This window comes from Hyphomicrobium sp. DY-1 (genome assembly GCF_047497105.1).
In the GTDB taxonomy this organism is placed as follows: domain Bacteria; phylum Pseudomonadota; class Alphaproteobacteria; order Rhizobiales; family Hyphomicrobiaceae; genus Hyphomicrobium_B.
On record NZ_CP134870.1, the window covers coordinates 1 to 22,453 of the forward strand.

24 protein-coding genes are annotated in these 22,453 nt (G+C 60.5%); 8 read left to right on the top strand and 16 right to left on the bottom strand.

Annotated elements, in window-relative coordinates; genetic code table 11:
- Both RLW41_RS00005 and RLW41_RS00010 read left to right on the top strand, forming a co-directional pair.
- On the top strand, positions 1–879 hold the full coding sequence (locus RLW41_RS00005; protein ID WP_414463024.1) for an NAD(P)-dependent oxidoreductase: 879 nt from the start codon (positions 1–3) through the stop codon (positions 877–879).
- A 149-nt stretch (positions 880–1,028) separates the two neighbouring features.
- Positions 1,029–2,393 carry a cytochrome P450 gene (locus RLW41_RS00010; RefSeq protein ID WP_414463025.1) on the top strand — a complete coding sequence of 455 codons (1,365 nt, stop codon included), beginning with the start codon at positions 1,029–1,031 and terminating at the stop codon, positions 2,391–2,393.
- A gap of 12 nt (positions 2,394–2,405) precedes the next feature.
- On the opposite strand, the gene RLW41_RS00015 is transcribed toward RLW41_RS00010, so the two are convergent.
- Positions 2,406–3,401, bottom strand: a complete 996-nt coding sequence (locus tag RLW41_RS00015; RefSeq protein ID WP_414463026.1) for a hypothetical protein — start codon at positions 3,399–3,401, stop codon at positions 2,406–2,408.
- A 158-nt stretch (positions 3,402–3,559) separates the two neighbouring features.
- Here RLW41_RS00015 and RLW41_RS00020 point away from each other — a divergent pair, with 158 nt between their 5' ends.
- Positions 3,560–4,321, top strand: a complete 762-nt coding sequence (locus RLW41_RS00020; protein ID WP_409560343.1) for a glucose 1-dehydrogenase — start codon at positions 3,560–3,562, stop codon at positions 4,319–4,321.
- A gap of 72 nt (positions 4,322–4,393) precedes the next feature.
- On the top strand, positions 4,394–5,254 hold the full coding sequence (locus RLW41_RS00025) for a class I SAM-dependent methyltransferase (RefSeq protein WP_414463027.1): 861 nt from the start codon (positions 4,394–4,396) through the stop codon (positions 5,252–5,254).
- Between the two features lie 57 nt (positions 5,255–5,311).
- Here RLW41_RS00025 and RLW41_RS00030 read toward each other — a convergent pair whose 3' ends face one another.
- Positions 5,312–5,491, bottom strand: coding sequence for a DUF1328 domain-containing protein (locus RLW41_RS00030; RefSeq protein ID WP_013948146.1), 180 nt, complete (start codon positions 5,489–5,491; stop codon positions 5,312–5,314).
- A 349-nt stretch (positions 5,492–5,840) separates the two neighbouring features.
- Here RLW41_RS00030 and RLW41_RS00035 point away from each other — a divergent pair, with 349 nt between their 5' ends.
- Together RLW41_RS00035 and RLW41_RS00040 are read left to right on the top strand one after the other, a co-directional pair.
- Positions 5,841–6,536: a ParA family protein gene (locus RLW41_RS00035; RefSeq protein ID WP_414463028.1), complete on the top strand. Its 696-nt coding sequence runs from the start codon at positions 5,841–5,843 to the stop codon at positions 6,534–6,536.
- A gap of 154 nt (positions 6,537–6,690) precedes the next feature.
- The gene (locus RLW41_RS00040; protein WP_414463029.1) at positions 6,691–6,942 is read left to right on the top strand and encodes a hypothetical protein; all 252 of its coding nucleotides are present in this window, start codon (positions 6,691–6,693) and stop codon (positions 6,940–6,942) included.
- Positions 6,943–7,118: 176 nt separating this feature from the next.
- Here the strand turns inward: RLW41_RS00040 and RLW41_RS00045 are convergent, their stop codons facing one another.
- The 3 genes from RLW41_RS00045 to RLW41_RS00055 form a co-directional block, all read right to left on the bottom strand.
- Positions 7,119–8,651, bottom strand: coding sequence for an acyl-CoA carboxylase subunit beta (locus tag RLW41_RS00045; protein ID WP_013948150.1), 1,533 nt, complete (start codon positions 8,649–8,651; stop codon positions 7,119–7,121).
- A 127-nt stretch (positions 8,652–8,778) separates the two neighbouring features.
- The gene (locus tag RLW41_RS00050) at positions 8,779–9,486 is read right to left on the bottom strand and encodes a DUF2750 domain-containing protein (protein ID WP_414463030.1); all 708 of its coding nucleotides are present in this window, start codon (positions 9,484–9,486) and stop codon (positions 8,779–8,781) included.
- 133 nt (positions 9,487–9,619) lie between these two features.
- Positions 9,620–10,066 carry a MarR family winged helix-turn-helix transcriptional regulator gene (locus tag RLW41_RS00055; protein WP_409560347.1) on the bottom strand — a complete coding sequence of 149 codons (447 nt, stop codon included), beginning with the start codon at positions 10,064–10,066 and terminating at the stop codon, positions 9,620–9,622.
- Between the two features lie 55 nt (positions 10,067–10,121).
- On the opposite strand from RLW41_RS00055, the gene RLW41_RS00060 reads away from it, so the two are divergent.
- Together RLW41_RS00060 and RLW41_RS00065 are read left to right on the top strand one after the other, a co-directional pair.
- Entirely contained in the window at positions 10,122–11,255 is a 1,134-nt protein-coding gene (locus RLW41_RS00060) for an FAD-dependent oxidoreductase (RefSeq protein WP_414463031.1), read from the top strand.
- 144 nt (positions 11,256–11,399) lie between these two features.
- On the top strand, positions 11,400–12,701 hold the full coding sequence (locus RLW41_RS00065; RefSeq protein ID WP_414463032.1) for a hemolysin family protein: 1,302 nt from the start codon (positions 11,400–11,402) through the stop codon (positions 12,699–12,701).
- On the opposite strand, the gene RLW41_RS00070 is transcribed toward RLW41_RS00065, so the two are convergent.
- The 11 genes from RLW41_RS00070 to RLW41_RS00120 form a co-directional block, all read right to left on the bottom strand.
- On the bottom strand, positions 12,694–13,497 hold the full coding sequence (locus tag RLW41_RS00070; RefSeq protein WP_409560350.1) for an ATP12 family chaperone protein: 804 nt from the start codon (positions 13,495–13,497) through the stop codon (positions 12,694–12,696). The two genes, RLW41_RS00065 and RLW41_RS00070, sit on opposite strands and share 8 nt — an antisense overlap.
- A complete protein-coding gene (locus RLW41_RS00075) occupies positions 13,494–14,174 on the bottom strand; it encodes an HAD-IA family hydrolase (RefSeq protein ID WP_409560351.1) in 681 nt (226 codons plus the stop codon). The genes RLW41_RS00070 and RLW41_RS00075 overlap by 4 nt, the downstream gene beginning before the upstream one ends.
- A 147-nt stretch (positions 14,175–14,321) precedes the next feature.
- Positions 14,322–14,837: a DUF6790 family protein gene (locus RLW41_RS00080; RefSeq protein WP_414463033.1), complete on the bottom strand. Its 516-nt coding sequence runs from the start codon at positions 14,835–14,837 to the stop codon at positions 14,322–14,324.
- A 113-nt stretch (positions 14,838–14,950) separates the two neighbouring features.
- Complete coding sequence (locus RLW41_RS00085) at positions 14,951–15,355, bottom strand: DUF1398 family protein (protein WP_414463034.1); 405 nt, start codon at positions 15,353–15,355, stop codon at positions 14,951–14,953.
- 31 nt (positions 15,356–15,386) lie between these two features.
- On the bottom strand, positions 15,387–15,848 hold the full coding sequence (locus RLW41_RS00090; protein WP_414463035.1) for a MarR family winged helix-turn-helix transcriptional regulator: 462 nt from the start codon (positions 15,846–15,848) through the stop codon (positions 15,387–15,389).
- Positions 15,849–16,009: 161 nt separating this feature from the next.
- Complete coding sequence (locus tag RLW41_RS00095) at positions 16,010–17,005, bottom strand: RluA family pseudouridine synthase (protein ID WP_409560355.1); 996 nt, start codon at positions 17,003–17,005, stop codon at positions 16,010–16,012.
- Between the two features lie 135 nt (positions 17,006–17,140).
- Positions 17,141–17,830 carry a VIT family protein gene (locus RLW41_RS00100; protein ID WP_414463036.1) on the bottom strand — a complete coding sequence of 230 codons (690 nt, stop codon included), beginning with the start codon at positions 17,828–17,830 and terminating at the stop codon, positions 17,141–17,143.
- A 22-nt stretch (positions 17,831–17,852) separates the two neighbouring features.
- Entirely contained in the window at positions 17,853–18,500 is a 648-nt protein-coding gene (locus RLW41_RS00105) for a ParB-like protein (RefSeq protein WP_414463037.1), read from the bottom strand.
- A gap of 112 nt (positions 18,501–18,612) precedes the next feature.
- A complete protein-coding gene (locus tag RLW41_RS00110) occupies positions 18,613–19,929 on the bottom strand; it encodes a replication-associated recombination protein A (RefSeq protein WP_414463038.1) in 1,317 nt (438 codons plus the stop codon).
- Positions 19,930–20,185: 256 nt separating this feature from the next.
- Positions 20,186–20,839: a polymer-forming cytoskeletal protein gene (locus RLW41_RS00115; RefSeq protein ID WP_414463039.1), complete on the bottom strand. Its 654-nt coding sequence runs from the start codon at positions 20,837–20,839 to the stop codon at positions 20,186–20,188.
- Positions 20,840–20,963: 124 nt separating this feature from the next.
- Entirely contained in the window at positions 20,964–22,397 is a 1,434-nt protein-coding gene (locus RLW41_RS00120; RefSeq protein ID WP_414463040.1) for a Do family serine endopeptidase, read from the bottom strand.
- Between the last annotated feature and the right edge of the window lie 56 nt (positions 22,398–22,453).

A 22,453-nucleotide genomic window follows, 5' to 3' on the forward strand; every position in this document is an offset into this window, starting at 1 on the left:
ATGAAAGTCGGATTCATCGGGCTCGGTCATATGGGCTCGGCCATCGCCGCGAACCTGCTCAAGGCGGGATACGACGTCACCGTCTACAATCGCACGCGGGCGAAAGCCGAAGCGCTTGCGTCGCAGGGCGCCAAGGTCGCAAGCACGCCGGGCGAAGCAGCGACGGGTGATGCCGTCTTCACGATGCTGGCGGACGACACCGCCGTTGCGAGCGTTGTTTTCGACGACGGCGGCATTCTCGCGAGCATGAACCGCAAGGCCGTTCATATCTCGCTCAGCACCATCAGTACGGCCCTTTCGAAGGGGCTGGCGGAGGCGCATGCGAAGGCCGGGCAGCGCTACGTCGCAGCGCCCGTGCTCGGCCGTCCTGATGCGGCAGCGGCGGCGAAGATCTTTATCGTTGCGGCGGGCGCGGCTGACGCTGTGAAAGCCGTAACGCCTTTGTTTGATGTTATCGGACAACGAACATTCGTCGTCTCGGAGCAGGCCGACGCCGCCAACGTCGTCAAGCTCAGCTGTAATTTTCTTATCGCGACCGTGATTGAATCGCTCGGCGAGACGTTGGCGCTCACAAGCAAGGCCGGCATCGACAAACACAACTTTCTCGACATCCTCACCTCGACGCTGTTCGGCGCGCCGATCTACAAGACTTACGGCAATCTAATTGCGGACGAAAAATTCAAGCCTGCTGGGTTTGCAGCGCCCCTCGGACTGAAAGATGTTCGGCTGGCGCTGGCCGCCGGCGAGGAACTGCGAGTACCGTTGCCCATCGCCAGTCTCCTGCGCGACCGCTTTCTAACGCTTCTTGCAAATGGCGGCGATGATCTCGACTGGTCGGCCGTCGGCCGCCTCGCGGCGAAAGATGCAGGCATCGCCTGAGTTCCCTCACCTTTGCGCATGTCTCCCGCGCCGTTTCGAGCTTACACTGAAGGTCGCAAAACGATAGCATCGTCAGCATAGGCTGGAACCGAACGGTATCCGTGCCTATTTCGAAATTTCGAATGCGTTGTCGAATTTCGGAGCCGGACATGAGCACGTCGATCGCAACGTCGCACACGGCGACGCCACACAAGGGTCTACCGCCTGGTCCGAAAGGTACCTGGATCGGCGGCAACCTCTCGCAGATCGGGCCGCGACGCGTCGACTTCTTTCTAATGCTGGCGCAGACGTATGGTCCGATTGCCAGCTTCCGCGCCGGACGATGGCGGCTTTTTCTCGTTAGCGATCCCGAACTCATCCAGCAGGTGCTGGTGACGGACGCACGTTCCTACATCAAGCATTTCGGCGCGCGGACGTTCAAGCCAGTCCTCGGCAACGGCCTCGTTACAAGCGAGGGCGATTTCTGGCTGACGCAACGCCGCCTGTTGCAACCCGCTTTCCTCAAAACACAGGTGCTGTCCTATGCTCCGGTCATGGCGGAATTGACAGAAGCGATGCTCGCGAAGTGGGTGCCAGGAACATCTGTTGACATCGCATTCGAGTTCAGCGCACTGACGAGCGCCATCGCACTGAAGACGCTATTCGGCCTCGACGATCACGGCGATCGCGTGCGCGTTGATGAAAGCCTGCGGCTGACGTTCGAGCTTCTGACGCATCGTCTCGACTCGTTGTTTCAAGTGCCGCTCGTTTTTCCGACGCCGGCCAATTTGCGCCTCAAGCGGGCGATCGCAGACGTCAACGCAGTGATTGACGGTTTCATTGCACAGAAGCAGGCGGCGCCTCCCGGCAACGATCTGCTGTCCACGATGATTGCAGCACAGCGCGAAGACGGCACGCAAATGACGGCGCAACAGCTGCGCGACGAAGCGATGACGCTCTATCTCGCGGGCCATGAAACGACGGCACTCACCTTGACGTGGAGCTGGTATCTGCTGTCGCAACATCCCGACGTCGAACAGAAGCTCGTCGCCGAATGGCAGCGTGTTCTCGGCGGACGCGCGGCGCGTGCGAGCGATCTATCGGCGCTGACGTATACGGCAGCTGTCATCAACGAGGCGATGCGGCTTTATCCCCCCGTCTATGTCATCGGGCGCGAGGCGACGACAGACCTCGAACTTGGCGGTTATCGCGTCAAGAAAGGCTACACGATTTTGATGAGCCAGTGGGTCAACCATCGCGACCCGAAGTATTTTCCAGAGCCCGAGCGCTTTCTTCCCGAGCGATGGCTCGATGGCCTCGCATCGCGTCTGCCGAAGTTCGCCTACTATCCGTTCGGCGGCGGCCAGCGGCTTTGCATTGGCGTGCACTTCGCATTGATGGAAGCGGCCATCGTGCTCGCGACCGTGGGGCAACAATTCAAGTTCACGCTCGCCCCCGACGCGGTGATCGACATCATGCCTCAAATCACGATGCCACCGAAATACGGCATGCCCGCCACGCTAACGCGTCGTTGATTTTTGGCGTTCCTACGAGGCCGTCACGAGGTCCTCGTCCGGTCGTCGCCAGAATGCAAATCTGCGCTTGCGTACGGGCTCGCCAGCGGTTGCAAGCGAGCTAATTAAATCGGCGGCGCCGCGAACCACACGGCGGTTGTTCCAGTATCCGGTGTGAGCATGATAAGCGACCATCGGTTGCGACAGATAACCGAGCGCGCGAAGAAGCATGCCTTCCGATGCAACCTCAATATCGTCAAGCAGCGGCTCGTTGGCATAAGCTTCGTTGAGCGGCTTCAGCGGATAGCCGAGCAGATCGTTGCGACTATAGAAGTTGAGCCATCGCGTGCGCGCTCGCATATCGGCGTCGAGATCCCTACCGGGAAAAGCTGGCGGTGTGTTCGGATCGCGGGACGTCGTGATCGGCAGAATGCGGCTCGGTCCAAACGTGAACGTGAAGAGCGGCATGTTCGAACCCATCATCACCAAGCCTGCCAGCGTGTCGAGGCGGCGAAAGGACGAGCCGTTCTTCAAGTAATCGGCGAATTCTCGGATATCGTCGCCCTCTTGTGCGAGGCGCGCATCGTCCCAGTTCTTGATCGTATTTACGTCCCAGATGAACGAAGAGACGATATGGCAGCCGAGCGAATGGCCGATGAAAATCAGCGGCCGGTTCGGCTGGCCGTCGCCGTCGAGCGTTTCGAGAACGGCGCGAATGTCGGACTGAATTTCGTAGTAGCAGGAATTGCGGAAGCTCTTCGTTTTCTGATAGGCGGCTGCGTCACCGAGACCCTGGACGACCAAACTGCGATACGGCGTTACGGGGAAAAGGCGGCTCTTTGCCACCTCATCGAGATATTCTTTCTGGCGTTGGCGCACGCGCTCCGCCCAGAAGACCGACCGAAACGTCGCGACGTCGCGGACGCGCTTGGGCAGGCAGGCCTCGATTGCGGACTGCATGCCTGCGTGATAACCCGGCGCAAACGTATGAATACCGTGCACGAACACGATCGCGACTGGCTGCGCCATGCTCCTCCCCCGCATTCTTCAATGTATAAATAGACTTCGTTCCAACTGCTATCGTTCGGGCTTGCGGCGTTTGCATGGCGTGCGTGCAACGCTGCGCCGTTTCGCACGTTGGCCGTTCTATGACGTTTTAATCCGAAGCCACATCAGGACCGCATGACATGGATGCAAAAATCGCCGCGATTACGGGAGGCGGACAAGGCATCGGACGTGGCATCGCGTATGCTTTCGCGGCGGCGGGCTATGCTGTTTCCATCGCCGATCCGGCCGCGGACGCAGGCGAAGAGGCCGTCGAATACATCAGCAAGCTCGGCGGGCGCGCGCTATACGAGCGCGCAGACACGTCGCGCGAGGAAGACGTGAACCGCTGGATCGCACGGACCATCAAAACGTTCGGCTGTCCGGAGGTGCTCGTTAACAACGCCGGGATCAATGCCAATCAGCCATTCCTCGAATTGCGGATCGAGGATTTCGATCATGTGCAGGCGGTCAACGTCCGTGGTGCGGTGCTCTGCACGCAAGCCGTCGCGCGTGAACTCGTCAAGGCAAAGCGGGGCGGTGCAATCATCAATATCGCCTCGACGCGCGCCTTCATGTCGGAGGCTAACACCGAAGCCTACACGGCATCAAAAGGCGCGATCATCGCATTGACGCACGGCATGGCGATCAGCCTCGGCGGCTATGGCATTCGCGTCAACGCGATCAGCCCCGGCTGGATCGAAACCGGCGACTGGCAATATTCAGGACGCGCAAAAATCCCGCATCATTCGGATACCGACAAAGCGCAGCATCCTGTCGGCCGCGTCGGCGTACCGGATGACATTGCCAAGGCATGTCTGTTTCTCGCAAACGATGCGGGCTTCATGACCGGGCAAAACATCATCATCGACGGCGGCATGAGCGTGAAGATGATTTATGTCTAGCTTGCGGTCGTCGCGCTGACGCAATCGCGGCTTATGCCGCTCGGCGCTCAATTGGCTCAAGGATATATCCCCGTGACAAGCGCAATCATCGAGAACGTCTCGGATACGGCATTCTGGGTCGCTCACTATCGCGGCATAGAAAGCAAGCGCGCGGATGCTCTCTTTCATGATCCCCTCGCGGCAGTGCTGGCAGGAGATCGCGGGCGGACCATCGCTGAAGCCATGCCGCGCCCTTTCCTGACGGAATGGGTCATTGCTGTACGCACTCGCATCATCGACGAGTTCATTCATGGTGCGGTCGACAACGGCGTCGATACGGTTTTGAACCTCGGGGCGGGCCTAGATACGCGCCCTTATCGGATGGATCTGCCGCCGACGCTGAATTGGATCGAAGCCGATTATCCGGCGATGATCGACTACAAGAAAAGCTTGCTCGCGCAAGAAAAGCCGCGCTTCGGTCTGTCACGCGTGACATGCGATCTCGCGAACGATGCGGAACGCAAGTCCGTGCTCTCAGAGGTCAATGCGAAATCTCGGAAACTCTTGGTCCTGACCGAGGGCGTCGTTCCATATCTGACAATGGATGCTGCCGGAGCTCTGGCCGATGATCTCCATGCGCTCGATCATGCGGCCTACTGGATCGTCGATTATCTTTCGCCTCAGCTTCTCAAGTTCCGCGAGGGCATGATGTCGGGCAAAATGCAGAACGCGCCGTTTTTATTCCGCCCCACCGACTGGTTTGGTTTCTTCGACCAACATGGTTGGCACCGTAAGGAAATTCGTTATTTCGGCGAGGAAGGCGATCGGCTGGGTCGCAAAATCCGGATGCCCTTCCTTGCAATTGTCGCCACCGTCGCGCGTGCGCTGTTTTCATCCGCGGAACGACAGAACTTCAAGAACGCGGCTGGCTACGCTCTGATGGTGCCGAAGTGAATTGGAACCAGCCCCCAACGCTTCCGAGCGCCGGGGGCTGCCAACGGTGACAGAAAACTATACACCGCGTCGCAACACACCGGCCACAAGGCCGATGATCACGAACACGACGGCCACCATCAGCAAGAGATGCGCGCCAGACATCGCCGTTCCGGCTACGCCGCCGAAGCCGAGAAACGCCGCAATAAGCGCGACGACCAAGAAGACGATCGCGTAATAAATCAGGCTGCCACCCATTGTGGTCCTCCATGCTCAAATGTCTGCAAAGCGAACGCACGCCGGCGTTTTTAAGTTCCTTTTTGCTTAGGCCCGGCTTTTGATTGCGCCCGGCGACACGGGTTCCGCGAGCCGGCCGCCCTCGCCTGTCATCCCAGCAAACGCAAAGCGGAGAGCACGGCCCCAGCGCGGCCATGCTCCCAGTTTCGCCGCCAATGCGGGGCCGGAATAACAGAGCCGTTCACGGCTCGCCCTCAGCGATGTCGTTCGACATTTTTGCCCCGTTCGTTAAAGATTAACGCCGGGGACGCGGCCGGGCGGCAAAGATGGCTTGGCCAGCCTAACACTCGGAGCTAGCCTAAGAGTTATCGTGAACGTCTTAATTGGCCCGTCGATTGCCATGCCTGTCGTTCTATCCATCATCGGCCAAAAAGGCGGCGTGGGAAAAAGCACGCTGGCGCGAGCGATTGCGGTCGTCGCGACGCAAGGCAATCTACGGGTCAAGCTGCTCGATCTCGATATCGGGCAACAGACATCCGTGCGCTGGTCGACGACGCGCGCAACGAGCCGTACGCTTCGGACCATCGACGCGCAGGCTTTTTCGTCGGTCGCCGATGCGCTGAAGGATACGTCGGACGCCGATCTTGTCGTCATCGATACACCCGGCCATCTCTCACCCGAGACATTCGAAATTGCGCGCGCGTCGGATCTTATCGTCCTGCCGACAGGCACGAGTTCGGACGATCTCCATCCAACAACGCTGCTGCTCTATGAACTGGAGCAGAGGGGGCTATCGAAAGATCGGCTGTGTGTTGCCCTTTGCCGGATCCTGGACGCAAAAGAAGAACGCTGGGCGCGGCATTACCTTGAAACGACCGGCTATAAGCCGCTCATTGGCTCGCTACCAGAGCGCCTCGGTTATCGGCGTGCGCACAATCGCGGCCGGGCGATCACTGAAACCTCGGAAGCCTCGCTCAATGAACGCGCCAATGAATTGATGGCCAGTGTGCTGAGGAAAATTCTTCAGCACGTTCGTTCCGCCAACGGCGTTTATTCGGCGCATTGATAATATCATTCAAAACGGCGCGAGCATAAGGCGACGCCGCCCTCCAGCTGCGGTTCATGTTCTTTACAAATCTACAAGCTGCGTCCGCGCGGGAAACCATTACCTCTCGATCCCGTTTGAAGACCGTCCTATCGACAAACGAGAGGTAAGTCTCATGAAATTCGTCACAACCTCTGCACTGCTTGGCGCCGGCATGCTTGCTCTAACCGCGACCACGGCTTCGGCGGCAATTGTCTGCAACAGGGAGGGCGATTGCTGGCACGTGCGCGGGCACTACAAGTACGAACCGGGCCTGCATTTGCGCGTGTTCCCCGATTCATGGAAGTGGGGCGACCACGATCACTATCGTTGGCGCGAGCATGAAGGCCGCGGCTACTGGCGCGGCGGCGTGTGGATTAATCTCTAATTAGTTTTGTGCCCGGCGACACGCGTTCCGCGCGCCGGCCGCCGGGCACATTGCTTGATGCTTCGTTCTTTGCAGAATTTTTGAAACGCCAGACGACACGCGTTGCGCGCGCCGGGCATTTTTGTTTCGCCGCTTCCGACTATGTTGCGCACAGACAACCGGAAGCGGCGGAACCATCACAACGGAATGTTGTCGTGCTTCTTCCAGGGATTTTCGAGCGTCTTGTTGCGCAGCATGTTGAGCGCGCGGCAAAGGCGCTTGCGCGTCGCTGAGGGCGTGATGACCTCGTCGATGTAGCCACGCTCGGCGGCGACAAACGGATTGGCGAAGCGTTTCTTGTATTCGTCGATGCGGGCCTGAATCTTCGCCGGGTCCGACAATTCGGAGCGGTAAAGAATTTCGGCAGCACCCTTCGCGCCCATGACGGCGATTTCGGCGGTCGGCCACGCATAGTTGACGTCACCGCGGATGTGCTTCGAACTCATGACGTCGTAAGCGCCGCCGTAGGCCTTGCGCGTGATGACCGTGACTTTCGGCACCGTGGCTTCCGCATAGGCAAACAGCAGTTTCGCGCCGTGCTTGATGAGCCCGCCGTATTCCTGCGCGGTGCCCGGCAGGAAGCCCGGAACATCAACGAACGTCACCAGCGGAATATCGAAACAATCGCAGAAGCGAACGAAGCGCGCGGCTTTGCGCGACGCATCGCTATCGAGCACGCCCGCCAGTACCATCGGCTGGTTGGCAATGATGCCGACGGTCGAGCCTTCCATGCGCGCGAAGCCGGTCACGATGTTCTTCGCAAACGCTTCCTGGATTTCGAAGAAGTCAGCCTCGTCCACGACCTTTAGGATCAGCTCCTTGATGTCGTAGGGCTTGTTCGGATTGTCGGGGATTAGCGTGTCGAGCGAATGGTCGATGCGATCGGGGCTGTCGTGCGTCGGGATGAGCGGCACGCCCGCCTGGTTGCTCGACGGCAGGAAGTCCATCAGGCGACGCATCTGCAGCAGCGCCTCGAGATCGTTCTCGTAGGCCTTGTCGGCGATAGAGGACTTCGTGGTGTGGACCTTGGCGCCGCCCAACTCTTCTGCGGTCACGGTTTCGTTCGTCACGGTCTTCACGACGTCGGGGCCGGTCACGAACATGTAGCTCGTGTCCTTCACCATGAAGATGAAGTCGGTCATAGCGGGCGAATAAACGTCGCCACCCGCGCACGGCCCCATGATCACGGAAATCTGCGGGATGACACCCGAGGCCAAGACGTTGCGCTGAAACACTTCGCCGTAGCCGCCCAGCGCGTCGACGCCTTCCTGGATGCGTGCGCCGCCGGCATCGAAAACGCCGATGATCGGGGCGCGGTTTTTCAGCGCCATATCCTGGATCTTGGTGATCTTCTTGGCGTGTGTCTCGGACAGCGAACCGCCCATCACCGTGAAGTCTTTCGCGAAGACGTAGACGACGCGGCCGTTGATCGTGCCCCAGCCAGTGACGACGCCGTCGCCCGGCACCTTCGTCTTTTCCATGCCGAAGTCGGTGCAGCGGTGCTCGACGTACATGTCGAATTCTTCAAACGAGCCATCGTCCATCAGAAGTTCGATGCGCTCGCGGGCGGTCAGTTTGCCCTTGGCATGCTGCGCGTCAATCCGGGCGCGGCCGCCGCCGAGACGGGCATTGTCGCGGCGCTTCTCAAGCTCATCGATAATGTCTTTCATGGAACCCCTTGCCTGGCTCGGGCCGAATGTGCCGAAAGGGCTCTCTAGCATGGCTCCGATGCAGCGCAAACGATGAGTTGTCGCGATGCCAGAGCCAAGCCCCGTACCTAGGCAAAGGCCCGGAAACTCAGGCGCTTTTTGCGGCGGGCTCGGCTGCCGGCGCGGCCAGCCGGGCGGACAAATCAGCCGCCTTGACCTCGACAAAGCCGGCGCCGCGAACTGGCTCAATCAGAACGGGATGATTTTGGGCTGCGGCCCAGGGCAGCGTCGTTGCGATGAAATTCGCGATCGGCTCAACGATGACGCGCTTGCCGGCGATCTTTTTCATGTGGGCTTCGGCGTCAGGCCGGTGCGAAAAAACGTGCAGCTTGTCGGCCGAGCGCGGCTTCTGCGTGCCGGGCGTCAGCATCGGGCCCTCGGCATTGCCGACAAGGTAAATTTCGCGCTTCTCACGGGCGGCGGCGGCATAAAGCGGGATCGCCTCGGTCTTGAGGCGGATCAGAAGATCGCGCGGGTCGATCTCGGCTTCGATCGGATCGGAAACCCAGTCGGTGCCGACGAAACCCTTGGCGGTCGCGATGCCAGGCAGAATATCAGTTGCAAATACTTCCAGAGAGATATCCTGCAACTCGCGGTTTCCCGCCAGTGCCTCGGCCCAGCGCCCTGCCTCGATCGGGCTCGACCAGAAAAGCTGAACCGTTCGCCCTGCGACCTTCTGCGAGGGCACGGAAGCGTTTTCCTCATCGGCAAGCGTGAGCACACGCCCTTCGGCCACCGCCCGGCGCACGAAGCGGTCGCGTTGCGCTAGCTCTGGAATGCGCGGCGCGTTGAGCATTGGTCACCGACCCCGAATCATTCCTGCAAGTGTTCTTGAAACGCGACGCGAGGACAAGGAGGTCTCGGGTAAAGATAATCCTTCGTGTTAAATTCGGTTCTTTCTTCTGTGTTTTCGATGCGACGTCTGCGCCTCAATTGTCCATGGCTTCGACATTTGCCAGCACTCGACGCAACAGGCCCATCAGCGTCTCGACCTCTTGCGCGGTTAGCCCCTCCATCGCTTCCTTGTTGCCTTGAAGGAGAATCTCGCGCCCCTGAGGCAGCTTCGCCAAAGCTTTTTCGGTAAGCGAAATCATGCTGCTGCGGCGATCGGTCAGATCCGGTTCCCGGTGCACAAGGCCATCGCGTTCCATGCGATTGATAAGCTGCGCCATGCTCGGCTGCTCAACTTTTACCAAACGCGCCAGTTCGATTTGCGACATTCGATTGCCGTCTTTGAGAGCGCTAAGCACGGGCAGATGCGCGGAGGCAAAGCCCAGCGCGCGGAGACGCGTGTCGCCGACCCGCGCCAAGCCGCGCGCAATTCGACTGAAATAATGACCGGGCGTCTCCATCGGCTTCCACTTACCGCTTGCCATTACATAGGGTCCTATGTTTATAACATAGGACCCTATGTAATCGGAGGCGGCGGAAATGGCAATCGGTTCACGGATCGCAATTATTGGCGGCGGCCCCGGCGGATTGATGCTCGCCCGTCTACTGGAACTCCGCGGGGTGATTGCGACAGTGTTTGAACGCGACGCTCACGCCGGCGAGCGTCCGCAAGGCGGCTCTCTCGACCTTCATGCCGAGTCCGGCCAGCGCGCCATGCGTTGCGCCGGGTTAGAGGCGGAATTTCGTGCTGCAGCCCGACCGGAAGACCAGGGCGATCGTTTGTACGACGAACACGGAACGCTCCTGTTCGACTACGACGGTGTTGGCGACGACCGGCCCGAAATCGACCGCACAGAACTTCGCCGCATCCTGCTCGGCTCCCTTTCCACAACGGAGATGCGTTGGGGCTGCAGGATCACGGGTGTCCGCCCCACAGAGAATGGCGGTTACGATGTGATAAGCGACGGAATCAGCGAACACTTCGACATCGTCGTCGGCGCCGATGGCGCTTGGTCTCGCGTCCGTCCCCTGCTCTCCGACGCCACGCCCGATTACGAGGGCGTCACCTTTATCGAACTCGGCTTCGATGCGAGCCGCCACCCGTCCGTCGATACCCTTGTTGGGAGGGGCAAAATGTTTGCGGTCGGCAACAACCGCGCGCTGATCGCCCAGCGCAACGGTCACGGGCATATCCGCGGCTACGCCGGTATTCGCATCACGGAAGCTGAGGCTCAGAACTTGGCAAAAAGATCGACCGCCGAGATGCGCGCAATCGTCCGGGAGACGTTCGACGGTTGGGCTCCGATGTTGACCCGGTTGATCGAAGACGGACAGATCATCGGCGTCCGCCAGTTGTATGCGCTGCCGGTTGGCCACCATTGGGCAAGCAGACTTGGGCTCACAATGCTGGGCGATGCCGCGCACTTGATGTCTCCGTTCGCGGGCGAAGGCGTGAATCTCGCGCTCGCCGATGCCGTCGATCTTGCGGATGCGCTGACAGCGGAAAACGGCTGGTCGGCCGTTGCGCGTTATGAAGCGGAGATGGTCGCGCGGGCGACGCCGGCCGCGGAAGAAGCATCAACCGGCTTGAACGGTGTTTTTTCGTCGACCGGCATTTCTGATGTCCTGGCGCATTTTAAGGAACGCATTGAGGCACGTATCCCAGCGCATTAGGTCCAGTACATTGGCCGGGACGATGCAGAAATCTGGGGGCGGGCACCTAAAAGGCGACCTTGATTTGCCCCGTCCGTGCCCATAGCATAACGCTTCCCAACAACTTGGAGTGGCTTGGACGCACATCCGTCGGCCGCGAACATCGTGACCGAAGCCCTCATCGTTCTGGCCCTTGTTCTTCTCAACGGCCTTTTTGCGCTTTCCGAACTTGCGATTGTTTCGGCACGCCGGCCGCGATTGAAAGCCATGGCGGCATCGGGCCGTTCCGGCGCGAACAGCGCGCTGGCACTCTCGGCGCAGCCCGGCCGCTTCCTGTCGGCCGTCCAGATCGGCATCACACTGATCGGCACGATCAACGGCGCCTATTCGGGCGAGACGTTCGGCGAGGACGCTTCCCTCTATCTGCAAAGCCTCGGCTTCAGCCGACAGATTGCCGACCCGGCCGGCTTCGGTATCGTCGTCGCGGTCATCACGTATCTTTCGGTCATTATCGGCGAATTGGTGCCGAAGACGCTGGCGCTGCGCAACGCCGAGGCGATCGCCTGTTTCGTTGCACCGATCATGACGGGTTTTGCGAAGATCGCGGCGCCCATCGTCTGGCTTCTCGATACCTCGACGAACCTCGTGTTCCGTCTTCTCGGACTGTCGCAGGAAAGCGAGAGCAAGGTCACAGATGAAGAGATCAAGACGCTTATCGCGGAAGCCGAGACGGCGGGCGTACTGGAGACGGGCGAAGGCGAATTGATTTCGGGCGTGATGCGTCTGGCAGATCGCGCCGTCGTCGGCATCATGACGCCGCGCACCGACGTCGTCTGGATCGACATCACTGCGTCGGACGAAGCGATCAAGGAACGGCTGATCTCTACGCCGCATTCGCGTCTGCCTGTCGGTGAAGGCTCGACCGACAAGCTGATCGGCGTGGTGCAAACGCGCGAGCTGCTGTCGAACCTCCTCTCGGGCAACAACTTCGATCTGAAGTCCTTCGTTCGCAAGGCGCCGATGATCCCCGAGACAGCGGCGGCACTCGACGTGCTGTCGGTGCTGCGAGACGCGGAAGTGCCGATGGCGCTCATCCACGACGAATACGGCGACTTCGAAGGCCTCGTCACGCCCGCCGATATTCTCGAAGCGATTGCGGGCGTTTTCAAATCCGATGCCGAGGGCCTTGAGCCCTATGCGGTCGAGCGCGACGACGGGTCGTGGCTGTTTTCCGGCGGCATGCCGGTCGACGAAATGGCCGACAAGATCGGCATCGTGCTGCCGGAGAACCGCTCCTATGAAACGGTCGCCGGATTCGTGCTTGCCGGATTGCAGCATTTGCCGAAGACGGGCGAGCACGTCGATATCAGCGGCTGGCGGTTCGAGGTCGTCGATCTCGATGCGCGCCGTATCGACAAGGTGCTCGCAAGCCGTCTGGTGCCGTTGCGGCGCAGACTTCCTACGTAGCTTTTCTGCACAAAGTCAGAAACCGCACGGCAGCGTCGAACTCGGCCCGGCGGCCACGGCGGCGTGCGAGGGCTTCGGAATCCTCACCCCAAAGCGAGATCTGATAATCTTCATCAACGTGCGCGGCTTTCCAGGCGGCGTCGGGGCTCAGCCACTCGCGGTCGATGGCGAGCGCAATCAGCGCAGAGCCGGTCAGCGTCGTAATGACGTGCAGGCCCGATAGCCGCATAGCGTTGTGCGGCTCCAATGCTTGCTCATAAGCGACGATCGCAGCGGTTGGCTGGGCGACGTGCACAATTCCGAATACGACGCGAAATTCGGCGTTGAGCGTCTCGTTCGCCCACGCGACGATCGGATCCCAATGCTCGGCCTGCAATTCGACGAGTTTTTCTGGTGTCGCTGCGCGATAGCAGATGAGATCGGTTCCGGCATAAGCGGCGATATCATCGGCAACGGCATCAAGCGTATCGGCGACGGCATCGATGGCCGTGTTGGCGAAACGCGTCAACGGCATATGCGCAGGGTTGATATGCTCGGCCTGGGCGCGCCATTCCTCGGCGATGGCTTCCGCGAGTTCGTGCGTCGGCAAGGCGAGCGCACGCTTCTTCGGCGTTTTGATCGGGCGACCATCGAGCAGGACGCTAAAAGGTGCCGTGTCGCTGACACTCACCTCCTTGTAGAAGCGGCGCGGCAGTGGTTTGGCGAGGCTATCGCTCAGGACTTTGCCCGGCCCCCCGGATGGCCGCGGCGCCGCAGGCCCAGCGCCGGATTTGCCTTTTCCGTTCTCGTCGTTCATGCGGCGCTGCTTTCAAGTGCGAGGACATCGTCGATGGCTTTGGGCAGATCTTCGAAACGTTCGACGATAATATGAGCGCCGGCGTTGTTTAGTTCCGCCACCGTGTGATAGCCCCAAGCGACGCCAATTGCCGCCACGCCAGCCGTCCGTGCCATCGCCATATCATACGTCGTGTCGCCGATCATGACCGTAATTTCGGGCGTTGCGTCGGTTTCCAGAATGGCACGCTGAAGCATCGAGGGATGCGGCTTGGACGGATGATCGTCGGCAGTCTGGATGGTTGCGAAACTTCCGTGCCAGCCTTCGCGATCGAACAGGCGGTCGATGCCGCGACGGGACTTGCCCGTCGCGATGCCGAGAAGGTGGTCGTCACGCGCGGCAAGATTGGCGATCGTTTCCTTGGCTTGCGGAAACAGGATCTCGGTTTCGGCCGGATCGTGCTTCAGCTCCCGGAACGCCATCTTGTAGCGTTCGGCGAGCGCAGCGCGCGTCGCCTTGTCAACATCGGGGGCCAGCACTGCAAACGCCTCAGGGAGCGAAAGCCCGACGACCGAGAGCGTTGCCTCCCGCGTCGGCGGGGTCATCTCGAGCGTGGTGAAGGCATGCACCATCGACAGCACGATGCCCGCCTGGCTGTCGACGATCGTGCCGTCGCAATCAAAAACAACGAGTTTCATGGGGGCGTTTTAGCATGGGGATTTTTAGTTTGCACCCGGCGCCCCCCCCTTACGGGGAGCCGGCCGCCGGATGATTTTTGTAACTTTCTTCGCCCGTTAGGTGGCGCATGGCGGCCGGCGCGCGGAACGCGTGTCGCCGAGCGCGGATTAGGCGGCCGGCCGGCCGAGGCGATGCTGGAGCCAGAGCAACAGGAAGCCGAAAAGCGGGATGAGGAAGTCCAGATAGAAAATCACGCCGGCGTTGCCGGGCGCAAAATTGTGCTGCGTCACGATCTGGTAAATGTGGCCGAAGCCCGCGCCGAGCGCGAATAATGCCGGTCCGACGATGGCCGCGAGACGAAGGTCGAAGCTTCGGAACGCCGCCAGAAACCCGACGACTGAAAAGCCGAGGCTCGCCGTGCCCACTTCGAACTGAAACGGACTATCGGCCCAGCCGATGAACTGAGCCGCCATTTGTCCGAAGAAGGAATGCATCACGAAGTTGTAGAAGAAGCAGACGCCGATGGCCCAGAACACGTGCCACGAAATCAACTTCTCGACGACCACGGCCGCTGTCACGGGTTTGGGAGCACGCATGATCGCCGCGAGCGAAAACAGAAGTCCAATAACGAGAAACGTGAGCGTGAAATTCGAAAGAACGAACCTGATGATTTCCGCGATCATGACGGCGCCCTATGGGAAAAGCTCGAATTTTCTAATGATTGAAATAGAGGAACTTGAAGCAAAAAGCCCGACGAGAGAGGTGCGTTCCTTCCGGCCGCAGGCATCGGCAAGCGTTAGAAATTGGGGAAGTGCTCAACATGCGTCTCGGCGGTACGTCCGAAGTATACTACTCGGCGACCCAAAAACGAAACGATGTAGCCGGCGCAACCAGCGGCTTTCACCTTTCGGCAAAATCCTTTGTAAGTGTATCCGGGAGCCCCGCTCTGCGCTTCGTGGATCGCCGCCTTCACCGTCTCGCCGAGAAACTCCGGTGCTACCGTCTCTTCGTCGGGGAGCAATGAGAGTTCGATGCTATCTCCGTCGGGAAGATAATAAGCGCATACCTTGCGCCTATAATCGACGCTATATCCCTCAAAGCCCGCTGCGATCAGCGTTCCGACAATCGTCGGAAAGTCCATGCTCGCATCATACGCCGCCGCAAGGGATGCTATGGCAGTGGCTGTCTGTTTCTCCTTCATCCTTGCTCCCGGGTTGTCGGTGTCATTCCGATTAATTGACTGGGATATCATTCAGTCTGTGGCGCTTAACGATTTTCTCTAAGGTTCGCCTCAGCGCTGACTGTTCTTCTGAGTTCAGCACGCCGAAAAACTGATGATCGTTGACGTCCGCGAGCTTGGCCAGCCGAGGAACAAGGCTCCTACCCTTTCCGGAAAGCTTGAGCGTATGTGCCCGCCCGTCATCGAGATTTTCCTTCCTCTCGATCAGCTGTTTGGCCAGCAATCTGTCGGAGAGCTTGCTGATCGCTCCCCGCGTCATACTCATTCTCGTCGCGAGCTTGCTGGGAACAAGCTCGTCGACGTCGAAAAGCACCCGCAGGACGACCCATTCCGCAACGGTTACGTCTTCTGCAACCAGCCTGCGCGCAAAGGTGGTCGAGACGTTATTGGAGACCAACCTCAGCCAATAGCCAAGGTGATCGGTTAGGTCGGATACGGGAATCTTTCGAGACATCGTTGCCCAATATGATTTACAAGGAAACCATATTATGGATAAAGTTTCCTTGTCAACTATACTGACGTAGCCGTTGCGAACGTATCAACCGCGTTCCGCCCAGACACGAATTGATTGAGCCTATGCTGCAGCCCCAAAACGGTCGGCTGGCGCGCCGCTTTCTACTCGAACTTTTCTTCGTCGAAACCCAGAAGTTCCCACGTGCGCCGCATGTGATCGGGCAACGGCGCGGTAACGTCGATGGTTTTTCCGCCTTTCGGATGCGGAATGACGAGACGGCGTGCGTGCAAGTGCAGCTTCTTATCGATGTTCTCGGCGGGCATGTGAACGTCGCCCTCGTACTTGTTGTCGCCGACGATCGGATGGCCGATGAGATGCATGTGCGCGCGCAATTGATGCTGGCGGCCGGTCACCGGCTTCAGCGAAACCCATGCCGTCTTATGCGCGGCGCGGTCTACAACCGAATAATGGGTCGTCGCGTGCATCGCGACTTCCTGCTCGCCGGGCTTCGCCTTGCGCACGCGATCCCCATCAGGGCCTGACGCTTTGACGAGGGCGGCTTCGACCTTGCCCTGCGGCGGCTTCGGAACGCCCTTGACGAGCGCCCAATAGGTTTTCGCAGCGGAGCGCGTCTGGAACGTTCGGCCGAGCTTCGCTGCCGCCTCGCGCGTTTTCGCAACGAGCAGCACGCCGGTCGTGTCGCGGTCGAGGCGATGGACGAGGCGCGGACGCTCGCCGCCAAAGCGATCAGCCATGCCTTCGAGCATGCCGTCGATGTGTTTCTTCGTACCGGTGCCGCCCTGGACCGCGAGGCCGAACGGCTTATTTAGAACGAGAACGTAGTCGTCCTCGAACAGGATCATCTTTTCGATGGTATCGCGGTCGCCCTTTGAGACGCCGGGAGGGGCCTGCAGTCCCGGCCCCGACTTTTTGGGCTGACGAACGATCGCAGGAACGCGGATTTCTGCGCCGACATTGAGACGGTCGTTCGCCTGCGCGCGCTTGGAATCGACGCGGACCTGACCCGAACGCAGAAGCTTCTGGAGATAGGTGTAGCCGACCTCCGGGAAATGCACGCGAAACCAGCGGTCGAGGCGCATATCGGCCTCGCCGTGCGCGACGCGCAGCGTTTCGACTTTTGAAGGCGTGTCGGTCATCGGAGTGTCCAACGTCGTGCGGCCCCAGAAAATTCCGGTGGCAAGCGAAGTGCGAAGATCATAAGAGGAATCCTTAGCGGAATTCCGTATAGCGCCGATCCGGGCGGCTAGGAAGGGCGGTAAGATAAACGGCCGCTAAACGGCGGCCCCAGAAAGATGGCCGATGGCCGCGGTTATCGCCATCGCCAGCGCGCCCCAGAAGGTTACCCGCACGACGGCACGCCCAATATTCGCTCCGCCGGCCTGGGCTCCGATGGCGCCGAGAACCGCGAGGCAGACAAGAGAGGCGGCGGTGACGAGCCAGGTCACGCGGCCTTCCGGCGAGAAAAGCGCCACCAGGACAGGAACTGCCGCCCCGACGGCGAAAGACGCAGCCGATGCCAGCGCAGCCGTGATGGGGCGTGCCGTCGTCAACTCGGAAATGCCAAGTTCCTCTCGGGCATGGACCCCAAGCGCATCACGCGCCATCAGTTGCTGCGCAACTTGACGCGCGAGCGATGGCTCAACGCCGCGGGCAACATAGATGTCTGTGAGTTCCTGAAGCTCGAAATCCGGTTGCTCGACGAGTTCTTTGCGCTCTCGGGCAAGGTCGGCATTTTCTGCGTCCCGTTGGGAGCTGACTGACACGTATTCACCGGCAGCCATTGAAAGCGCACCGGCGACGAGGCCGGCGACGCCCGCAATGAGAATAGATTGCTGCGAGGAATCGGCCGAAGCGACACCAGCGATCAAGCTTGCCGTCGAGACAATGCCGTCGTTGGCGCCCAGGACGGCGGCCCGAAGCCAGCCAACGCGTTCTACAACGTGCTGCTCGGTCGTCGCCATGTTTCTCTCTTACCTGCTATCGTTATGAGCGTGCATGAGGCCCGCACCAACCGGGAAGATACGATGCTTCGGGGCTTTTGGCGAACTGAAGTGCCTGCGTCAGCGCAGATTCGGGATCGCCTTTGGCGATCTTGGCATCGACACGGCGGCGGCGTGCATCGGCCCAAAGAAATTCGCTGAATGGCGTTGCATCCTTCGCGTAGCCACCCGCAAAGCGAAGTTCTCCCGCGAGGCTGCGATAGGGATCGTCCGCCAGTTCGGCTATTGACTTAGGAAGTTCCGTGCGCGTCTGGCGCTCGCCGTCGGTGTCGAACGGATGCATCCAGCCGCGATTGTCCATGAAGCGCCAGAACTCTTCTTTGTCGAGCGCACGAAGGTCGGCGACCGGCGAAATCAAAACCTGCTCCACGCCTTCGTCATGCAGTGCACGGCCTAGATGATGATGATCTATGACGTAGTAGCGGTTCTTCGGGCCGCGGACGACGGGGATCATGTGGCGGCCGAGGAATGTGCCCGTCTTTGTCGGCGCGAGTTTCTTCCATTCGGCGCGTTTGCGCTCGACCTCGCGCATGCCGACCGTCATCTGCGTCGGTCGCAGATCGGCAATGGCGATCGAATGCAGCAGCGGCTGCGGCGATCGCGGGTTTGGTTCTATCGATTGTTCGGCCATCTGACGATCCTCGGAGGTCGGCATTCTAACGTCGCAACAGTCGTAGCGGATTTCGAACCGTTCGCGGACTTACCAAACTGTAAATCGCGGGAAGGCCTCTCGGCGGGGAGGCCTATCTGCTACTCCGTTCGGCGCGGAGTTTGGCCCAATAATCGAGGCGTTTCTTGATTTCGCGTTCGAAGCCGCGCTCGGGCGGGTCGTAGTATTGCGGGCGCTTTTTGAACGCATCTGGAAAATAGTTCTGCCCCGAGAACGCGTCCGGCTGATCGTGATCGTAGAGGTAGTCGGAGCCGTAGCCCTCTTCCTCCATCAGTTTGGTGGGCGCGTTCAGGATCGTCTTCGGTGGCGACAACGAGCCGTGCTCTTTCGCAGCGCGCATCGCGGCCTTGTAGGCGACGTAGTTGGCGTTCGACTTCGGCGCCGTCGCGACGTAGATAACGGCTTCGGCCAACGCAAGTTCGCCTTCAGGAGAGCCCAAGAAATCATAGGCGTCCTTGGCAGCATTCGCGACCACAAGCGCCTGCGGATCGGCGAGGCCGATGTCTTCCACGGCCATCCGTACGATGCGGCGCGCCAGGAACAAGCGATCCTCGCCCCCATCCAGCATGCGGCAGAAATAATAGAGCGCGGCGTCGGGATCGGAACCGCGCACGGCCTTATGCAGCGCGGAGATCAGGTTGTAATGCCCTTCGCGCGACTTGTCGTAAAGCGGCGCGCGGCGCTGCACGAGTTTGACGAGGGCCTCGCGATTGAGCGGTTTGCCTTTCGCAGGAACGGCGGCGAAAACGTCTTCGACGAGGTTGAGGATCGATCGGCCGTCGCCGTCAGCCATGCCCTTCAGCGCGTCGCGTGCGTCGTCGTCAAGCGGGAGCGTCCGGCCGACTTCTTTTTCGGCGCGCTCCAGTATCGTTTCGAGATTTTCGTCCGTGAGGCGATTGAGAACGAGCACGCTCGCGCGCGAAAGGACAGCGGCGTTGAGTTCGAACGACGGGTTCTCGGTCGTGGCGCCGACGAGCGTGATCGTGCCGTCTTCCATGTAGGGCAGGAAACTGTCCTGCTGCGAACGGTTGAAGCGATGTATCTCATCGATGAAGAGCAGCGTGCCCTTGCCCTGCTCGCGCATGATCTTGGCACGGTCGAAGGCTTTGCGCAACTCGGCGACGCCGGAGAAGATGGCCGAGAGTTGCTCGAACACAAGGTTCGTTTCGCCTGCGAGCAAGCGCGCGATCGTTGTTTTGCCGGAGCCGGGCGGCCCCCAGAAAATAAGGCTCGGCACGCGGCCACTCTTCAGCATCCGCGTCAGCGTGCCTTCGGGTCCGACGATATCTTCCTGGCCGACGACTTCCGACAGCGTCTTGGGGCGCAGCCTATCGGCGAGCGGCCGGGGTGCGCTCTTTTCCAGTCCGGCGGCTTCGAAGAGATTGGTCATACGCGCCTTATATAAGGCCGCGCGGCTGGCGTCCAAAGGCTCTTTTGGTGGCGCTTGGCGACACGCGTCCCGCGCGCCGGCCGAGTGCTTTATTTGCGCCGAGCAACTCCGCTCCGCGGAGCCGGCCGCTGGGCGCGGACATTCGCTTCACCCTTTGTCATGCCGACGAAGGTCGGCACCCAACGGCTGTCGCGACTTGTCTGGATCCCGGCCTGCGCCGGGATGATGGCAGTTGGAGATGGGTGTCCGATTTTAGCTAATCGTTCCGTACAGCGACGTTGACCGTTTGTGGCGTGCCGGAGGTGGCGCCGGAGACGTCGCTGACTTCGACGTCGAAGCGGGCCTGTGCCGCGTCCGAGCCATCGTGCGTGAAATAGACCATGCCGCGTTCGAGGTCAGCCTGCGAGAACGTCGCCACGGCCTGCGCAGGATCGTTGGACAGGACGACGGAACCGCCCGACGCGTTCGAGATATGGAACGTCAGATTTTCGGGGCGGTCGTCGGGATCAAGGGCGTTGAGGTCGGCCGTGGTGATGCGCACCGAACGGCCTTTCGTGACGGTCAGGTCGAGATCGCCGCCAAGGGTGGGCGGGATGTTACGGACGTGGGCCGTGAGTTCGCCGCCCTCTTCCATCGACAAGCGGCCGTATTTGATCTTACCTGCGGCGTGGCCGGTGCTCTTGATCTGAATGAGCTGCTGGACGCGGACGTCGCCCTGGATGGTGCCGCGGATTTCTGCGGTATCGGAATTGATGGCGCCGAAGAGCCTGCCGCCTTCCTGCACGATGACGTCGGAAGCCGTGACGCCGCCTTCGACGTAGCCCCAGATTTCGACGCGCTGGCCGCTAGTGACCTCGCCCTTCAGGACGGCGTCCTCGCCGATGATCAGCACGCCACGGTTCTCGGACATCGGCTCACTCCGTTACGCCTACAGGGCGCGACCGTGGAGGCCGCGAGGCGTAACCTCGGCCATGATTTTGTCAGCTTCTCGACAGTTGCGCGGCAATCGAGGTTAACATCCAGGGCTGCGATCCCTAACCCGGCACCTGAAGCTGGAGGACGCGGTTGCCGCGCTTGACGGAGATCTGCCAGAGCTGCTGGCGCGTTTCGAGTGCTTGGTCAGCCTCGTCTACGTTGGCGATCTTCTTCTTCCCGATGGCGACGATGACATCACCCGGCTGGAAGCCGAACTGCTGAGCCAGCGAACCGTCGCGCACTGACGTCACGACGACGCCGTCAGTTTGATCGAGATTATACTCGTCGGCGACGGACGGCAGGATGTTGGAAATGCGCGCACCATCGAGCGGGTGATTGCCCGAGAGATTCTTGGCGTCGCCCTTGCCAGGCTTCGGCGCAGCGACGAGCGGCATCTCTATATCGACCGGCTTTTTGTTGCGAATGACGGTCAGCTTCGCCGTGCGGCCGATGCCTTTCGTCATCAAACGATAATAGACGGCACGCGCATCGACGACCTCAACGCCATCGACATGCGTAATTACGTCTCCGGCCTGAAGGCCGGCGTCTGCGCCCGGCCCTTTATCGTAAAGTCGGGTGACGACGGCACCCGAAACGCGATCGAGGCCGAGGCCTTCGGCGAAGTCCCGCGTCATGGCTTCGATCTTAGCGCCGAGCCACGGCTTTTCGACCTTCCGGCCCTTCTCCGCACTTTCGGCATAGACGCGAACCAGGTTCGACGGAATGGCAAAGCCGATACCTACAGAACCGCCGGACTGCGAATAGATCATCGTGTTGATGCCGACGAGGCGGCCGGACATATCGACCAGCGCGCCGCCGGAGTTCCCGGGATTGATGGCCGCGTCGGTCTGGATGAAGACTTGGCTGTCCGATTGACCGATCTCCGAACGCGACAAGGCCGAGACGATGCCGCTCGTTACGGTCTGGCCGACGCCGAAGGGGTTGCCGATGGCGAGCACGAGATCGCCGACTTCGAGCGAATCTGAATCATCGAACTGCAGATAGGGGAAATTACCGTCGCCGCCTTCGATCTTCAGCACGGCGATGTCGGCCTTGTCGTCCTGCGCGATGACCTTGGCGTCGAACTCGCGCTTATCGGCAAGCGCCACGCGGATGGCGGCGTCGCTGCCGCCCTTGATGACGTGCGTGTTCGTGACGACGAGGCCCTCGCGATTGACGATGACGCCGGAGCCCAGCGAACTCAACACACGCTCTGACGGACGGCCGAAAGCGTCGCCGAAGAAATGACGGAAGAAGGGATCGTTGGCGAAGGGCGAGTCGAACGTGCGAACGCGGCTGCGGACATAGACGTTGACGACGGCAGGCGCGGCCTTCTTCACGATCGGCGCGTAGGAATACTGGATAGCCTCGCGCGAGGGCGGCGGCATCTTCTCTTGGGCGGACGCCGTTTCCGCCGGACTGAAGATCTTCGGTGTGACGGCCGCACCAGCGACGATGGCAGCACAGACGAGGATCCATTTCTTCATTGTCATCGATCAGCTCTTCGCGATGGGTCTTGCAAGACCGCCCCATAGTTGATGCTCGACCG

Bases quoted from the DNA above. Each gene is read 5' to 3' on its own strand.
- RLW41_RS00005 (WP_414463024.1), top strand. From the start codon at position 1: ATGAAAGTCGGATTCATCGGGCTCGGTCATATGGGCTCGGCCATCGCC.
- RLW41_RS00010 (WP_414463025.1), top strand. From the start codon at position 1,029: ATGAGCACGTCGATCGCAACGTCGCACACGGCGACGCCACACAAGGGT.
- RLW41_RS00015 (WP_414463026.1), bottom strand. From the start codon at position 3,401: ATGGCGCAGCCAGTCGCGATCGTGTTCGTGCACGGTATTCATACGTTT.
- RLW41_RS00020 (WP_409560343.1), top strand. From the start codon at position 3,560: ATGGATGCAAAAATCGCCGCGATTACGGGAGGCGGACAAGGCATCGGA.
- RLW41_RS00030 (WP_013948146.1), bottom strand. From the start codon at position 5,491: ATGGGTGGCAGCCTGATTTATTACGCGATCGTCTTCTTGGTCGTCGCG.
- RLW41_RS00040 (WP_414463029.1), top strand. From the start codon at position 6,691: ATGAAATTCGTCACAACCTCTGCACTGCTTGGCGCCGGCATGCTTGCT.
- RLW41_RS00045 (WP_013948150.1), bottom strand. From the start codon at position 8,651: ATGAAAGACATTATCGATGAGCTTGAGAAGCGCCGCGACAATGCCCGT.
- RLW41_RS00050 (WP_414463030.1), bottom strand. From the start codon at position 9,486: ATGCTCAACGCGCCGCGCATTCCAGAGCTAGCGCAACGCGACCGCTTC.
- RLW41_RS00055 (WP_409560347.1), bottom strand. From the start codon at position 10,066: ATGGCAAGCGGTAAGTGGAAGCCGATGGAGACGCCCGGTCATTATTTC.
- RLW41_RS00060 (WP_414463031.1), top strand. From the start codon at position 10,122: ATGGCAATCGGTTCACGGATCGCAATTATTGGCGGCGGCCCCGGCGGA.
- RLW41_RS00070 (WP_409560350.1), bottom strand. From the start codon at position 13,497: ATGAACGACGAGAACGGAAAAGGCAAATCCGGCGCTGGGCCTGCGGCG.
- RLW41_RS00075 (WP_409560351.1), bottom strand. From the start codon at position 14,174: ATGAAACTCGTTGTTTTTGATTGCGACGGCACGATCGTCGACAGCCAG.
- RLW41_RS00080 (WP_414463033.1), bottom strand. From the start codon at position 14,837: ATGATCGCGGAAATCATCAGGTTCGTTCTTTCGAATTTCACGCTCACG.
- RLW41_RS00085 (WP_414463034.1), bottom strand. From the start codon at position 15,355: ATGAAGGAGAAACAGACAGCCACTGCCATAGCATCCCTTGCGGCGGCG.
- RLW41_RS00090 (WP_414463035.1), bottom strand. From the start codon at position 15,848: ATGTCTCGAAAGATTCCCGTATCCGACCTAACCGATCACCTTGGCTAT.
- RLW41_RS00095 (WP_409560355.1), bottom strand. From the start codon at position 17,005: ATGACCGACACGCCTTCAAAAGTCGAAACGCTGCGCGTCGCGCACGGC.
- RLW41_RS00100 (WP_414463036.1), bottom strand. From the start codon at position 17,830: ATGGCGACGACCGAGCAGCACGTTGTAGAACGCGTTGGCTGGCTTCGG.
- RLW41_RS00105 (WP_414463037.1), bottom strand. From the start codon at position 18,500: ATGGCCGAACAATCGATAGAACCAAACCCGCGATCGCCGCAGCCGCTG.
- RLW41_RS00110 (WP_414463038.1), bottom strand. From the start codon at position 19,929: ATGACCAATCTCTTCGAAGCCGCCGGACTGGAAAAGAGCGCACCCCGG.
- RLW41_RS00115 (WP_414463039.1), bottom strand. From the start codon at position 20,839: ATGTCCGAGAACCGTGGCGTGCTGATCATCGGCGAGGACGCCGTCCTG.
- RLW41_RS00120 (WP_414463040.1), bottom strand. From the start codon at position 22,397: ATGACAATGAAGAAATGGATCCTCGTCTGTGCTGCCATCGTCGCTGGT.